The organism is Geodermatophilus sp. SYSU D00700 (assembly GCF_054050255.1).
In genome coordinates, this window is record NZ_JBJGZA010000033.1 from 14012 (window position 1) to 28053 (window position 14042).

Annotated in this window: 14 protein-coding genes; 8 read left to right on the forward strand and 6 right to left on the reverse strand. The window is 75.0% G+C overall.

Annotated elements, in window-relative coordinates:
* Positions 1 to 46 precede the first annotated feature (46 nt).
* A complete protein-coding gene (locus tag ACI79V_RS19115) occupies positions 47 to 1054 on the forward strand; it encodes an iron-siderophore ABC transporter substrate-binding protein (RefSeq protein WP_456891758.1) in 1008 nt (335 codons plus the stop codon).
* 6 nt (positions 1055 to 1060) lie between these two features.
* Here ACI79V_RS19115 and ACI79V_RS19120 read toward each other — a convergent pair whose 3' ends face one another.
* Positions 1061 to 2563 (reverse strand): purine-cytosine permease family protein, encoded by a 1503-nt coding sequence (locus tag ACI79V_RS19120; protein WP_456891760.1) that lies wholly within the window; start codon positions 2561 to 2563, stop codon positions 1061 to 1063.
* Between the two features lie 98 nt (positions 2564 to 2661).
* Positions 2662 to 3351 carry a mycofactocin biosynthesis peptidyl-dipeptidase MftE gene (gene mftE, locus ACI79V_RS19125; protein ID WP_456891762.1) on the reverse strand — a complete coding sequence of 230 codons (690 nt, stop codon included), beginning with the start codon at positions 3349 to 3351 and terminating at the stop codon, positions 2662 to 2664.
* A gap of 57 nt (positions 3352 to 3408) precedes the next feature.
* Here mftE and ACI79V_RS19130 point away from each other — a divergent pair, with 57 nt between their 5' ends.
* A complete protein-coding gene (locus ACI79V_RS19130; RefSeq protein WP_456891764.1) occupies positions 3409 to 3900 on the forward strand; it encodes a pyridoxamine 5'-phosphate oxidase family protein in 492 nt (163 codons plus the stop codon).
* 226 nt (positions 3901 to 4126) lie between these two features.
* Here ACI79V_RS19130 and mftC read toward each other — a convergent pair whose 3' ends face one another.
* Genes mftC through mftA form a run of 3 tightly spaced genes read right to left on the reverse strand, consistent with a single transcriptional unit; the run spans position 4127 to position 5902 of the window.
* The gene (mftC, locus tag ACI79V_RS19135) at positions 4127 to 5341 is read right to left on the reverse strand and encodes a mycofactocin radical SAM maturase (RefSeq protein WP_456876971.1); all 1215 of its coding nucleotides are present in this window, start codon (positions 5339 to 5341) and stop codon (positions 4127 to 4129) included.
* Entirely contained in the window at positions 5338 to 5760 is a 423-nt protein-coding gene (mftB, locus tag ACI79V_RS19140) for a mycofactocin biosynthesis chaperone MftB (RefSeq protein WP_456891766.1), read from the reverse strand. Before mftB ends, mftC begins: the two co-directional genes overlap by 4 nt.
* A 10-nt stretch (positions 5761 to 5770) precedes the next feature.
* On the reverse strand, positions 5771 to 5902 hold the full coding sequence (gene mftA, locus ACI79V_RS19145; RefSeq protein WP_456876973.1) for a mycofactocin precursor MftA: 132 nt from the start codon (positions 5900 to 5902) through the stop codon (positions 5771 to 5773).
* 129 nt (positions 5903 to 6031) lie between these two features.
* Here mftA and mftR point away from each other — a divergent pair, with 129 nt between their 5' ends.
* Positions 6032 to 6643: a mycofactocin system transcriptional regulator gene (gene mftR / locus ACI79V_RS19150; RefSeq protein WP_456891768.1), complete on the forward strand. Its 612-nt coding sequence runs from the start codon at positions 6032 to 6034 to the stop codon at positions 6641 to 6643.
* A 72-nt stretch (positions 6644 to 6715) separates the two neighbouring features.
* On the opposite strand, the gene ACI79V_RS19155 is transcribed toward mftR, so the two are convergent.
* Positions 6716 to 7933, reverse strand: a complete 1218-nt coding sequence (locus ACI79V_RS19155) for a cysteine desulfurase-like protein (protein ID WP_456891770.1) — start codon at positions 7931 to 7933, stop codon at positions 6716 to 6718.
* A 204-nt stretch (positions 7934 to 8137) separates the two neighbouring features.
* On the opposite strand from ACI79V_RS19155, the gene mdo reads away from it, so the two are divergent.
* The 5 genes from mdo to ACI79V_RS19180 all read left to right on the forward strand — a co-directional run bounded on the left by mdo (position 8138) and on the right by ACI79V_RS19180 (position 13879).
* Complete coding sequence (mdo, locus tag ACI79V_RS19160; protein ID WP_456891772.1) at positions 8138 to 9430, forward strand: NDMA-dependent methanol dehydrogenase; 1293 nt, start codon at positions 8138 to 8140, stop codon at positions 9428 to 9430.
* A gap of 156 nt (positions 9431 to 9586) precedes the next feature.
* Positions 9587 to 10840: an AAA family ATPase gene (locus tag ACI79V_RS19165; protein WP_456891774.1), complete on the forward strand. Its 1254-nt coding sequence runs from the start codon at positions 9587 to 9589 to the stop codon at positions 10838 to 10840.
* Between the two features lies 1 nt (position 10841).
* On the forward strand, positions 10842 to 12353 hold the full coding sequence (locus ACI79V_RS19170) for a VWA domain-containing protein (RefSeq protein WP_456891776.1): 1512 nt from the start codon (positions 10842 to 10844) through the stop codon (positions 12351 to 12353).
* Between the two features lie 36 nt (positions 12354 to 12389).
* Entirely contained in the window at positions 12390 to 12890 is a 501-nt protein-coding gene (locus tag ACI79V_RS19175; protein ID WP_456891778.1) for an SRPBCC family protein, read from the forward strand.
* Positions 12887 to 13879: a DUF2332 domain-containing protein gene (locus ACI79V_RS19180; RefSeq protein WP_456891779.1), complete on the forward strand. Its 993-nt coding sequence runs from the start codon at positions 12887 to 12889 to the stop codon at positions 13877 to 13879. Before ACI79V_RS19175 ends, ACI79V_RS19180 begins: the two co-directional genes overlap by 4 nt.
* The last annotated feature ends 163 nt before the right edge of the window (positions 13880 to 14042 follow it).

Here is a 14042-nt window from a genome sequence, read left to right on the forward strand (position 1 = left end):
ACTGAGGTTAGGCTCACCTGAGTAGTCCCACCCGGAGGAGCCCCCGATGTCCCACGCCCTGTCCCGGCGCGCCGCCCTGCTCGCGGCCGCCCTGACCACCGCCGCGTCCCTCGCGGCGTGCGGATCCGACGACGCCGGCGAGGGGGCGGGGTCGGCGGCGTCGGCCGGTGGCGGCAGCGGGGAGTTCCCCGTCACCGTGAGCACCGCGTTCGGCGACGTCGAGGTCGAGGAGGAGCCGCAGCGGGTGGTGGCACTGGGCTGGTCGGACGCCGAGACCGCGCTGGCGCTGGGCGTGCAGCCGGTCGGCGCCAGCGACTGGCTGGCCTTCGGCGGCGAGGGCGTGGGCCCGTGGGCCGAGGGGCGGTACGACGAGGCGCCGGAGATCATCGACACGCTCGAGCCCAGCCTGGAGGCGATCGCCGCGCTGGAGCCCGACCTCATCCTCGACACCCGCTCCGACGGCACCCAGGAGCGCTACGACTCCCTCAGCGCGATCGCGCCGACCGTCGGCGCCCCCGAGGGCGTGGGCGCCTACCAGACCACGTGGCAGCAGCAGCTCGACCTGGTCGGCCGGGCGCTGGGCCGCGCCGACGAGGCCGCGCAGCTGCAGGCCGACGTCGAGCAGACCTTCGCCGACGCCGCGGCCGCGCACCCGGAGTTCGACGGCACCGAGGTCGCCGTCGGCGCGTACACCTCCGAGGGCTTCGGCGCCTACGTCCGCGGCGACACCCGGGTCGACTTCATGGAGGCGCTCGGCTTCACCAACAAGCCGGCCGTCCAGGACCTCGCCACGGAGAACTTCTACGTGCCGGTCTCCGAGGAGCAGGTCTCGCTGCTCGACGCGCCGCTGACCGTCGTCTTCCCGATCTTCGTCGACCCGGCGCAGATCACCGCGAGCCCGCTGTGGCAGACGCTGGGCTCGGTGCAGCAGGGCAACGCCGTCGTCCTGGAGGACCCGACGCTGGTCAACGCCTTCTCCAGCGGCTCGGCCCTGGGCCAGCAGTACGCGCTCGAGCAGGCCGTCCCGCTGTTCGCGCAGGCCCTGCAGCCCTGACCCCGGTCAGACCACAGGAGGCCGTCCCGGCACCGCCGGGGCGGCCTCCTGCGTCCGCACCGCCCCCCGGCGCAGCGCCAGGGTGCCCAGCAGCCCGACGAGGAAGGCGGCCAGCACGCCGAGGTTGGCGAAGGCCCAGTCGCCCTCCCGGCCGCCCAGCCCCAGCGGACCGAGCAGGTAGCCCTGCCAGTCCAGCCAGCCGGCCAGCGAGTTGGTGACCAGCCCCCAGCCGAGCACGGTCCCGGCCGCCAGGAGGACCAGCGGCACCGCCGGGGCGGCGCCGTAGCGGCCGCGGGGGTCGTAGAGGTCGGCCTCGGCGTAGGCCCGGCGGCGCAGCGCGAGGTCGCCCAGGAACACGCCGCACCAGGCGGCGATCGGCACGCCCAGGGTGATGAGGAACCCCTGGAACTGCACGAAGAACCCGCCGGTCGCGACGAAGACGACCCAGATCGCGCCGAGCACCATGAGGGCGCCGTCGATGCCCGCCGCGACCGGGCGGGGCACCCGGATGCCGGCGGCGAGCAGCGAGAGGCCGGACGAGTAGATGTCCAGCAGCGCGCCGCCGACCAGGCCGAGCACCGCCACCACGACGAACGGCACGAGGAACCACGTCGGCAGCAGGCCGGCCAGCGCGCCGATCGGGTCCGCGCCGATCGCCCCCGACAGCTCCGGGTCCGACGCCGCCAGCAGCAGCCCGGTGCCCAGCAGCACGACCGGGGCCAGCGCGCCGCCGAACGTCGTCCAGCCGACGACGCCGCGGGTGGACGCCGCGCGCGGCAGGTAGCGGGAGTAGTCGGCGGCCGCGTTGACCCAGCCGAAGCCGTACCCGGTCATGGCCAGCACCAGGGCGCCGACGACGGCCGCCGCCGAGCCGGCCGGGACGGCCGTGACCGCCGACCACTCCACCGAGTCGGCCACCAGGACCACGTAGACGACGGTCAGCACGCCGCCGACCACGGTGATGACCGTCTGCATGCGGATGATCGCGTCGAAGCCGAGGACGCCGCCGGCCACCACCAGGGCGGCGACGACGAGCAGCGCGACCACCTGGGTCGCCGTCCCCCCGCTCCAGCCGAGCTGGCCGAAGACCGTGGCGGTGGCGAGGGTGGCCAGGCTGACCAGCACCGTCTCCCAGCCGACGGTGAGCACCCAGGACAGCACCGCGGGGACCCGGTTGCCGTGCACGCCGAAGGCGGCGCGGCTGAGCACCAGGGTGGGCGCCGAGCCACGCTTGCCGGCGATCGCGACCAGGCCGCAGAGCAGGAAGGACACCACGATCCCGACGACACCGGCGACGAGCGCCTGCGCGGCGGAGATGCCGAAGCCGAGCAGGAACGAGCCGTAGGCCAGGCCGAGCACGCTGACGTTGGCGCCGAACCACGGCCAGAACAGCGAGCGCGGGGCGCCGTGGCGCTCCTCCTCGGCGATGACGTTGATGCCGTTGGTCTCGACGGCTCCCCGCCCGGGGGACGCGCCGGTCCCCTCGTCCACGGCCTGCCGCTGCGCCATCGGGACCTCCTCGCTCGGCGGGACCGCGGGGGGCGGGCCCGTCCCCGGCCATCCTCCTGTCCCGGGCGGGCGGCGGCCCGCGCAGCCGCGTCCGGCGGTCAGCCGCGCAGCCGCCCGTCCTCCCCGACGTCCCACCGGTGGACGGCGGCCGTGAGGCGCCCGGCCAGGTCGGCCAGCAGTCGCGCGCCCTCCTCCGCCGTGGCGCCGGTGGGGTCGCCGAGCACGCCGATGGGGCTGACCGCACGCACGCCCTCGTCCCGCAGCCGGGGCAGCAGGTCCCCGATCGGCGTCGTCACACCCGGGACCGCACGGCCGGGCCGCACGGCGCCGGGTTCCACGTGCAACAGCAGCGCGGTCTCGGTGCGGCCGGCGTGCGCGTCCCCGCCCGGGACGCCGCAGGGGAACCAGGCGGCGTCGCGGCCCTCGCCGCGCAGCAGCGGGACGGCGCGGCGCAGCGCGTCGAGGTTGCCGCCGTGGCCGTTGACCAGCAGCAGCCGCCCGGCCCAGCGGCCGGCCGACCGGCCGTACTCGACGAGCAGCGTCGTCAGCGCCTCGGTGCCGATCGAGACGGTGCCGGGGAAGCCCTCGTGCTCGCCGCTGGCGCCGTACGGGACGGCGGGCGCGACCAGCGCCGGGCCGAGGTCGACCGCGGCGACGACCGCCGTGGCGACCGTGGTGTCGGTGGCCAGCGGCAGGTGGGGCCCGTGCTGCTCGACCGAGCCCAGCGGCACCACGAGCAGCGGACGCTCGGGCAGCTCCGGCCAGACGGCGCCGGCCAGGTCGGGCACGCGGTCAGCCTAGGCAGGTCACGGTGTCACGAGGCGGATACGGGGAAGGGCAGGGACATGACCACCGACTCCCCAGACGCCACCGCCAAGGTCGCCGGGCTCATCAAGGGGCAGAAGTTCGGCTTCCTCACCACGACCATGCCCGACGGCCGGCTGACCAGCCGGCCCATGTCGCTGCAGGAGGTCGAGTTCGACGGCGACCTCTGGTTCTTCGCCGAGCACGACGCCCCGTGGCTGGCCCACATCGCCGCCTCGCCGCAGGTCAACGTCGGCATCGGCTCGGGCGGCACCTGGGTCTCCCTGACCGGCACCGCGCGCGTCGTCGACGACGTCGCGAAGAAGAAGGAGCTGTGGAACGCCGGCGTCGAGGCGTGGCTGCCGCGAGGGCCCGAGGACCCCTCGGTGGTGCTGGTGAAGGTCGACGGCGACACCGCGGAGTACTGGGACAGCCCCGGCAACCGGCTGGCCACGGCGCTGAGCTTCGTCAAGGCCAAGGCCACCGGCTCCCAGCCCGACACCGGCGAGAAGGACGTCGTCGACCTCCCCTAGGGCCAGGGCACGGGCTGGGCACGGGGCGTCCAGCGGACTCCCAGGCAGGTCACCGGGCCCGGTCAGGGACGGCGGCCAGCCTGGGGGCACGTCCACCGGAGGTGCCCCGTGCTCACCCTCGCCCTGCTCGTCGCGCTGCTCCTGACCATGACCCTGGCCGACCTGGCCCCGGGTCTGCTGCCCGACGGGTCGGGGCCCACCGTGGTGGCCCCGACCCGCTGAGGGGTCATCCGAGCGGCAGGCCCGCCAGCGGCGACTCGTCGCAGGCCTTGGCGGGGATCGCGGGCATGCCGAGCAGCGTCGGCTGGCCGCGGACCGGGCCGGTGTGCGAGTGGTCGAGATGGCTCCTCGGCGTGACCAGGTCGGCGTCGCGGGCGGCCAGCGCCGTCTCGCCGTACCCCTGCACGCACTCGGGGTCGGGGCCGTCCAGCGGCAGGCCGGTGAAGAACTTGGCCGCCATGCAGCCGCCGCGGCAGGCGTCGAAGTGCGCGCACTTCGTGCAGGCGCCGCCGGTCTGCGGGCTGCGCAGCTCGCGGAACAGCTCCGAGGACTGCCAGACGCGCTGGAAGCCGCCCTCGTCCCGCACGTTGCCGGCGAGGAACTGCTCGTGGATGGCGAACGGGCAGGCGTAGACGTCGCCGACCGGGTCGATGAGGCAGACCACCCGGCCGGCGCCGCACAGGTTCAGGCCGGGCAGCGCCTCGCCGTAGGCCGACAGGTGGAAGAACGAGTCGCCGGTGAGCACCCGGTCGCCGTGGGCCAGCAGCCAGGCGTAGAGCTCGCGCTGCTGGGCCTGGGTGGGGTGCAGCTCGTCCCAGACGTCGGCGCCGCGGCCCGAGGGGCGCAGCCGGGTGATCCGCAGCTGGGCGCCGTAGCGGTCGGTCAGCGCCCTGAACTCGTCGAGCTGGGAGACGTTCTCCCGGGTGACGACGACGGAGACCTTGAAGTCCCTCATCCCGGCCTCGGCCAGGTTCTCCAGCGCGCGGGTCGCGGTGGCGAACGACCCGGTGCCGCGGACGCGGTCGTTGACCTCGGCGGTCGCGCCGTCGAGGGAGATCTGCACGTCGACGTAGTCGGTGGCCGCCAGCTGCCGCGCCCGGGCCCGGTCGAGCTTGACGCCGTTGGTGGAGAACTTGACCCCGACCTGGTGGCCGACGGCGTAGTCGAGCAGGTGCCAGAAGTCCGGCCGCACGGTGGGCTCGCCGCCGCCGACGTTGACGTAGAAGACCTGCATCCGCTGCAGCTCGTCGATGACCGCCTCGGCCTCCGCGGTGGACAGCTCGCGGGGGTCGCGCCGGCCCGAGGAGGACAGGCAGTGCACGCACGCCAGGTTGCAGGCGTAGGTGAGCTCCCAGGTCAGGCAGATGGGAGCGTCGAGGCCGTACTCGAACTGGTCGACCAGGCGCCCGCCGGTGGGGCGCTGGGGGACGACGGCGGTCACAGAGGCTCCTCGCTCGTCTCGGCCTCGCTGCAGGGGCCCGCCGCGAGGGTTGACCGGCCCTCCTGCAGGGCCCCACCGCGAGCGCGCGAGCGGTGGGGGGCAGGAGGGTCCTTCTCGGGGGGCAGCGAGGTCCTTCGTTCGATCATCTGGGAGCGGGCGAGGTCGGCCAGTGCCGTCACGTAGGCACGCCGCTGCGCCTGGGGGACGCCGCACGCGACCAGGGCGGCGTCGGCGCTGGGGTGGTCGGCCAGCGTCTCGACGACGGTGACCAGCGTCCTCGACTTCAGGAACGACAGCTTCCGGTTGCCGAAGTGGTAGGCCAGCGCCCCGAACGGCTCCGGCCGCAGCGCCACCGACCGGGCACGCCGCCAGGGCAGGGCGGGGTCGAAGACGTCCGCGGCCGGAGCGGGGGAGCTCATGGCCGTCGGCTCAGTAGACGCCGCACATGCCGTCGATGGAGACCTCCTCGACGAGGGACTCCTCGACCAGCGCGTCCTCGGCCACGGCGTCCTGGATCTCGGCGGCGTCCTGGGTCTCGGTCTGGGCGGGCGTCTCGGGCATGCCGACCTCCGGGAGAGGGGAGCGGGGATGCCGAGGACCGTAGGGGCACCGGGTGCCACCGGCAAGCGAGGGGCTGAGCGCGGACACACCGGGAGTGGCCTCCCCGTCGCCGGGCGCGAAGATGTGCCGGTGAGCGTGCTCCGCGAGTCCGTCCGGACCGTCCCCCGGGACGACCCCCGTGGGGACACGCGCGCCCGGATCGAACGGGCGGCGCTGGAGCTGTTCACCGCCGCGGGCTTCGAGCAGGTGACGATCGAGGACATCGCCACCGCCGCGGGCACGAGCCGGCGCACCTTCTTCCGGACCGTGGGCAGCAAGGCCGACGCCGTGTGGGGCGACTTCGACGGGCACGTCGCCCGGCTGGCCGCGCTGCTCGAGCGGTCCGGCGACGACGTCCCCGTGCTGACCGCCGTCCTCACCGCCTACGTCCAGGCCAACGACTACGCGGCCGGCGACCTGCCCGTGCTGCGCCAGCGGATGCGGCTGATCCTCACCGAGCCGGCGCTGCAGGCCCACTCGCAGCTGCGCTACGCCGACGTCGACCGGGTGGTCGCCGGCTACGTGGCACGCCGCTGTGGGCAGCGGCCCACGGCGCTGGTGCCCCGGCTGGTCGCCACGGCCACCCGGGCAGCGGCGACGACCGCGTTCGAGGTGTGGCTGTCCGGCGACGTCGCGTCGCTGGCCGAGGCGTTGCGGACGGCGTTCGGCCAGCTCGCGGAGGGCTTCCCGGGCCTGCGCTGACGGCGGCCCGCCCGGCATGGGAAGCCATCCGCACGTCCGGGGGCGCCGGACGTGCGGATGGCTTCCCATGCCTCAGGCCAGCACCGCGCGCAGCCCGGCGAGCAGCCGGTCGACGTCGTCGTCGTCGGTGTAGGGCGCCATGCCGATCCGCAGCCCGCCGGCGTCGCCCAGCCCCAGCCGGCGGGACGGCTCGATGGCGTAGAAGCTCCCAGCGGGCGCGTTGACGCCCCGCTCGGCGAGCGCCCGGGAGACCTCCGCGGCGGGTCGGGCGGCGAACGTGTAGAGCAGCGTGGGCGTCCGGTGCCGGGCGCGCGACCACAACGTGACGCCGGGCAGCTCCGCGACGCCCTCCTCGACCCGCTCGCGCAGCCGGTCCTCGTGCGCCTCGACGGCGGTCATCCCGGCGACCAGCCGCGCCCGGCGGTCGCCCTCGGCACTCCCCAGCCCAGCCAGGTGGTCGATCGCCGCGGTGGTGCCGGCCAGCAGCTCGTAGGGCAGCGTGCCGAGCTCGAACCGCTCGGGGACGGCGTCGGTGGAGGGCAGCAGCTTGTCCGGGTGCAGGGTCTCCAGCAGCGCCGGCGCGGCCACGACACAGCCCAGGTGCGGGCCGAGGAACTTGTACGGCGAGCAGGCGAACAGATCCGCCCCCAGTGCGGCGACGTCGACCGGCGCGTGCGCGGTCAGGTGCACGCCGTCGACGTAGGTGAGCGCGCCGGCCCGGTGCGCCAGTGCGGTGAGCGCGGCGACGTCGGGCCGGGTGCCGATGAGGTTCGAGGCGCCGGTCAGCGCGACCAGCCGGGTGCGGTCGGAGAGGACCGCGGCCAGCGCCTCGGCGGTGAGCTCGCCGGTGTCCGGGTCGAGGTCGGCCCAGCGGACGGTGGCGCCGCGCGCCGCGGCGGCCTGCACCCACGGCCGCACGTTGGCGTCGTGGTCGAGCCGGGTGACCACCACCTCGTCCCCCGGGCCCCAGCCGGCGGTCAGCGCACGCGACAGGTCGTAGGTCAGCTGGGTCATCGACCGGCCGAAGACGACACCGCCGGCGTCCCCCGCGACCAGGTCGGCCACCGCCGCCCGGGCGGCGAGCACGACCGCGTCGGCGTGGCGCTCGGCCGCGGTGACCTGCCCGCGGTTGGCGATCGGCGCGGTGAGCGTGGCGGCCACCGCCTCGGCCACCTGGCGCGGCACCTGGGAGCCGCCGGGGCCGTCGAAGTGGGCCGCGCCGGCGCGCAGGGCGGGGAAGTCGGCACGGACGGCGGCGACGTCGTAGGCGGTGCTCGCGGGTGAGGTCACCTCCGCAGCATGCCCGCCGGCGCCGCCGTCCCCGCGGACGGGACCGGTCCTCCTCCCCTGGCCGGTCGGGCAGGTGCACCTGACCGGGTGGCCGGATGTGCTCCTCCGGTCGGCCGGTTCTCCCCCGCGGGTCCTGCCGCCGGTGGGACGCCGCTCGTAGCGTGCGCCGACGGCTCCCCGCTGGCAGACGGAAGGACCCCTCTCATGCAGGTCGAAGAACTCCTCAAGCCCTTCCCGATCAAGGAGTTCCACCCGTTCCCGCGGGCGCTGATGGGCCCCGGAGCGCACGAGATCATCGGCCCCGAGGCGCTGAAGCTGGGGTTCCGGAAGACGCTGGTCATGACGTCGGGCCTGCGCGGCTCGGACATCGTCGAGAAGATCGCCGGGTCGATGCGCTACCACGGTCTGGAGGTCGTGGTCTACGACAAGGTGGAGTCCAACCCCAAGGACTACAACGTCATGGACGCGGTCGCCCTGTACCAGGAGAACGAGTGCGACAGCTTCGTCTCCATCGGCGGCGGCTCCAGCCACGACGCCTGCAAGGGCGCGCGGATCTCGGTGGCCCACGACGGCCGCAGCGTCAACGAGTTCGAGGGCTTCAACCAGTCGGAGAACCCGAAGAACCCGCCGCACATCGCCGTCTCGACGACGGCCGGCACCGGCTCGGAGACCTCCTGGGCCTACGTCATCACCGACACCACGACCGACCCGGAGAACCCGCACAAGTACGTGGCCTTCGACGACCACTGCCTGGCGACGCTGGCGATCGACGACCCGGTCCTCTACTACGACTGCCCGATCGACTACACCGCCCAGTGCGGCTTCGACGTCCTCGCCCACGCCAGCGAGCCCTACGTCTCCCGGCTGGACTTCCCGCCGTCGCTGGGCAACGCCCTCTACGCCATCAAGCTGACCAACCAGCACCTGCGCCAGGCGGTCTGGAACGGCCAGGACCTCGGTGGCCGGCAGGGGATGATGTACGCCCAGTACATCGCCGCGCAGGCGTTCAACTCCGGCGGCCTGGGGATCATCCACTCGATCAGCCACGCGGTGAGCGCCTTCTACGACACCCACCACGGGCTCAACAACGCCATCGCGCTGCCCCGGGTGTGGGCGTTCAACATGCCCACGCAGTACCAGCGCTTCGCCGACATCGCCGAGGCCATGGGCGTGGACACCCACGGCATGACCGCGCCGCAGGCCGCCGACGCCGCCCTGGCCGCGGCCATCCGGCTGCTGCGCGACGTCGGCATCCCGGAGAAGTTCACCGACGTCACCCAGGACAGCTACTCCAAGAACCGGCTGGGCGTCGGCCCGACGACGTTCTACGAGAACGCCGCCGTCATCACCGGGGACGACAAGGACGTCGACCGGATCACCCACCACGTCCTCGGCGACGCCTGCACCCCCGGCAACGCCAAGGAGTGCACGTTCGAGACGGTGCGGCCGGTGGTGGAGCACTGCATGCACGGCGACCTCGACGACCTGCTGTCCTGACCGACTCCGGGGGGGGGGGGGGGGGGGGGGGGCGCGCTCCCGCGCCACAGCCACCCCCCCCCCCCCCCCCCCCCCCCCCCCCCCCCCCCCCCCCCCCCCCCGCCCCCCCCCCCCCCCCCCCCCCCCCCCCCCCCTCTCCTGCCCCAGGGAGCCCCGTTGAGCGTCCAGCCCGTCCCCGCCGACCCTGCCCCGCACGACTTCGACAGCCCGGACGACGTCGCCCGGGCCTTCGCCGAGCAGGGCTACATCGCGGACCGGCGACTGGCGACGACGACGTTCGTCATGTCCCGGCTGGCCAAGCCGCTGCTGCTGGAGGGCCCGGCCGGCGTCGGCAAGACCGAGCTGGCCAAGACGCTGGCCGCCGCCACGGGCCGCCGGCTGCTGCGCCTGCAGTGCTACGAGGGCCAGGACGAGACGAAGGCCCTCTACGAGTGGGACTACGGCAAGCAGCTGCTCTACACCCAGATCCTGCGCGAGAAGACCGCCGCGCTGCTGGGGGACGCCGACACCCTCGAGGCGGCGGTGGAGCGGATCGCCTCCGCCGACAGCGCGTTCTTCACCGAGCGGTTCCTCGCCGCCCGGCCGCTGCTGGAGGCGGTGCGCTCGGAGGAGCCGGTGGTGCTGCTGGTCGACGAGGTCGACCGCGCCGACGAGGCGCTGGAGGCGGTGCTGCTGGAGATGCTGGCCGAGTACCAGGTGTCGGTGCCCGAGATCGGCACCTTCGTCGCCCGGCAGCCGCCCTACGTCGTCCTGACCTCGAACAACACCCGCGACCTCTCCGCCGCGCTCAAGCGCCGCTGCCTGCACCTGTTCCTCGAGTACCCCGACGCCGACCGCGAGCTGGAGATCCTCCGGTCCAAGCGCACCGGCCTCGACGACGCGACCGCGCGACGGCTGGTGGAGATCGTCCGCGGCCTGCGGGGACTGGACCTGCGCAAGGCACCGAGCATCTCCGAGACCATCGACTGGGCCCGCACCCTCGCCGTCCTCGGCGTCGGCGAGCTGTCGGCCGAGGTGCTGTCGGACACCGTGTCCGTCGTCGCCAAGTACGAGCGCGACGTGCAGCGCTCCCGCGACGCGCTGCCGCGGCTGGTCGACCCGAACGCGACGGTGCCGCCGCCCCTCGGGCACACCCACTCGCACGGGGCACACACCCACGGCGGGCACACCCACGACCACGACCACTCAGGGGCGCACGACCACGGGCACGAGCACCCGGACGACGACGGCCGCCGCGTGCGGGCCGCCAAGGACGCCCCCGGCCGGCACGACCGCAACTACTACGGCCAGCAGGCGCCGTCGGAGACGCCCGACGCGGCGCCCGCGCCGAAGCGGCAGGTGGGCGCCGGGCAGGGGGCGCGCTCCTTCCCCGCCGGCAACCGCGGCAGCGCGCGGCGCCGGCCGGTGTGAGGTGGAGGACGCCCTGCACCGGTTCGTCCGGCTGCTGAGGCTGCGCGGGATGCGGGTGTCGACGGCGGAGGTCGTCGACGCGGCGGCGGCCGCGGCCGCCGTCGGCGTCAGCGACCGCGCGGCGCTCGAGGCCGCGCTGGGCGCGGCACTGCTCAAGGACCGCCGCGACGCCGAGGTCTTCGCCGACACCTTCGACCGCTTCTTCACGCTGCGGCCGGTGGTCGAGGACGAGCAGGACCACGGCCACGCCCACGACGACCTCGAGGACACCGGCGAGCTCACCCGGATGACCTGGTCGGCCGACCCGCCCACCGACGTCCAGGAGGGGCACAGCCACGGCAAGCCGGTCGACATCCGCGACTTCTTCCGGCCCGAGGACCTCGCCGCGCAGTACAACCTGCACCAGGAGGCGAACAAGATCGACCTCGCCTCGCTGACCCAGCAGATCGTGCTGTCGTCGGAGAGCCCCGCCGGTCCGGCCGACGACGCCCAGCAGGTCCAGCTGGAGGTCTCGCGGCTGCACGACCCCGGCCTGCCCGGCGAGCTGGTGCGCGCCGGCGGCACCCCGCTGGACGTGCAGCTGACGGTGGCCCAGCAGCAGGCGCTGCGCGACTGGCTGGCCGACCCGGTCGGCGACCTGGACCCCGAGGTCGCCGAGGCGCTGCGCCGCCGGCTCGCCGGCGTCATCGAGGACCTGCCCGAGCTGCTGGCCGCCCACCTGCAGAAGCTCGCCGAGATGACCGACCTCGCGATCGAGGAGCGCGAGCTCGCCCGGGCGCCGGTCGAGAAGGTCTCCGAGGCCGAGCGGGCGCGGATCGAGGACTCGCTGCGCCGCCTGGCCGGCTCGCTGCACGGCGGGCTCACGCACCGGAAGCGGCAGTCGCCCCGCGGGCGGGTCGACGTCGCCCGGACGATGCGGCGCAACATGCGCTACGACGGCGTCCCGTTCCGGCCGGTGACCACGCGGCTGGCCGAGGACCGGCCGCGGCTGGTCGTCGTCGCCGACGTGAGCCTGTCGGTGCGGACGGCGGCGCGGTTCAGCCTGCACGTGGTGCACGCGCTGCAGGACCTGTTCGCGCAGGTCCGCACGTTCGCCTTCGTCGACGACGTCGTCGAGATCACCGACCTGTTCGACGAGCACCCGCTGGAGCACGCCCTCGGGCTGGTCTTCGGCGGCGACGTCATCGACGTCGACGCCGCCAGCGACTACGGGACCGTGTTCGCGCGGCTGGCCGCCGACCACTCCGGCGCCTTCACCCGCCGCTCGACGCTGCTCGTGCTCGGGGACGGCCGCGGCAACGGCAACGCCCCGCGGCTGGACGTCTTCGCCGACCTCACCCGCCGCGTGCGCGAGACGATCTGGCTGACCCCCGAGCCGCGGTACTCCTGGGCGCTGGGCGGCTGCGACCTGCCCGCCTACGCCGAGCACTGCGACCGGGTGGAGGTCATCCGCGACCACAGCGGCCTGGAGAGCTGGGCCACCGACGTCGTCACCCGCGCCTCCGCCCGCTGACGGGTGTGCACTTCCGCGGAAGTGCACACTGCGGGCGTGACCGACCTGACCCACTCCGACTCGATCGTCGTCGCCGCCTCGCCGGAGGAGGTCTACGACCTGGTCAGCGACGTGACCCGCACCGGCGAGTGGAGCCCGGTCTGCGTGGCCTGCTGGTGGGACGAGGGCGCCACCGGGCAGGTGGGCGACTGGTTCACCGGCCGCAACGTCACACCCGCCCGCACGTGGGAGACCCGCAGCCTGGTCGTGGCGGCCGACCGCGGCCGGGAGTTCGCCTGGCTGGTCGGCGGCCGGCTGGTCCGCTGGGGCTACCTCATGGAGCCGGTCGCCGGCGGGACCCGGCTGACCGAGACCTGGGAGTTCCTGCCCGCCGGTCACGAGTTCTTCGCCGAGCGCTACGGCGAGGACGCGCAACACCAGATCGAGCAGCGCACCCGGGCGGCACACGAGGGCATCCCGGCCACGCTGGCGGCGGTCAAGCGCATCGCCGAGGCCGGCCGCCGCGGCGGTGACGCCGGCGCCCCGGCGCCGGGGTGAGCGACGACGCCGGTCCGGAGCGGATCGCCGAGGGCTACCGGGCGTTCAGCGCGGAGACCGTCACCGAGGCGCCGGCGTACTCCGCGCTGGCGGCCGCCGTCGCCCGCGACCGGGACGTCCTGGACTTCCTGGCCGGTCTCCCGGCGGGCAAGCGGGGCCCGCCGCTGTTCCTCGCCGCGCTCCGGTTCCTCGGCGGCGTCCCCGCCGACGGCGCCGAGCTGCACGAGCGGGTGGTCTCCGACGGCGAACGGCTGCGGGCGACGGTGCTCGCCCGGGCGACGCAGACCAACGAGCCCGCGCGCTGTGCGGCGCTCCTGCCGGCCCTCGCCACGATCGGGGGCCCGCTCGCGCTCGTGGAGGTGGGGGCCTCGGCCGGGCTGTGCCTCTACCCCGACCGCTACTCCTACGAGTACGACGGCCGCCGGGTCGGGCCGCCGAGCCCGGTGCAGCTGCGGTGCGCCACCAGCGGGCCGGTGCCGGTACCGACCGCGCTGCCCGAGGTGGTCGCGCGCATCGGCGTCGACCTGGACCCGCTCGACGTCACCGACCCGGACGACCGCGCCTGGCTGCGCACGCTCGTGTGGCCCGGTCCGGTCGAGGCCGAGCGGCTGCAGCGGTTCGACGCCGCCGCGGCCATCGCCGCGCGGGAGCCGCCCACCCTGCTGGCCGGCGACCTGCTCGACCGGCTGCCCGACGCCCTCGCCCTGGTGCCGGACGGGGCGGTGCCGGTCGTCGTGCACACGGCGGTGCTGCCCTACGTCGAGGCGGCCCGGCGCACGGCGTTTGTCGACCGGGTGCGCGGCCTGCCGGTGCGCTGGGTGGCGCAGGAGGGGGCGGGCATGGTGCCCGGCACGGGGGAGCCGTTCCCCGGCGGGTGGGGGCCCTACTTCGTGCTGTCCCTCGACGGCCGCCCGCTGGCGCACACCGCACCCCACGGCGGGCGGATCGACTGGCTCGGCCGCGACCCCGAGCCGGTCCCTGCTGGATGAGGCCGAGCCCGGAGCCGGCGTAGCCGGCCTCGGCGCGCCGGGAGACCGCGAGCTCGCCCATCAGGTCGGTGACGTGGAACTCCGCCGTCGTCGCCGAGATGCAGGGCTCGCGGCCGGTCAGCTCCGGGGACGACCGGCCCGGCGGCGACGAGGGCGCCGGGGC

Excerpts from the sequence above, each read along its gene's own strand:
- ACI79V_RS19130 (WP_456891764.1), top strand. The coding sequence starts at position 3,409 with ATGACCACCGACTCCCCAGACGCCACCGCCAAGGTCGCCGGGCTCATC.
- ACI79V_RS19120 (WP_456891760.1), bottom strand. The coding sequence starts at position 2,563 with ATGGCGCAGCGGCAGGCCGTGGACGAGGGGACCGGCGCGTCCCCCGGG.
- mftA (WP_456876973.1), bottom strand. The coding sequence starts at position 5,902 with ATGCCCGAGACGCCCGCCCAGACCGAGACCCAGGACGCCGCCGAGATC.
- mftB (WP_456891766.1), bottom strand. The coding sequence starts at position 5,760 with ATGAGCTCCCCCGCTCCGGCCGCGGACGTCTTCGACCCCGCCCTGCCC.
- ACI79V_RS19115 (WP_456891758.1), top strand. The coding sequence starts at position 47 with ATGTCCCACGCCCTGTCCCGGCGCGCCGCCCTGCTCGCGGCCGCCCTG.
- mdo (WP_456891772.1), top strand. The coding sequence starts at position 8,138 with ATGCAGGTCGAAGAACTCCTCAAGCCCTTCCCGATCAAGGAGTTCCAC.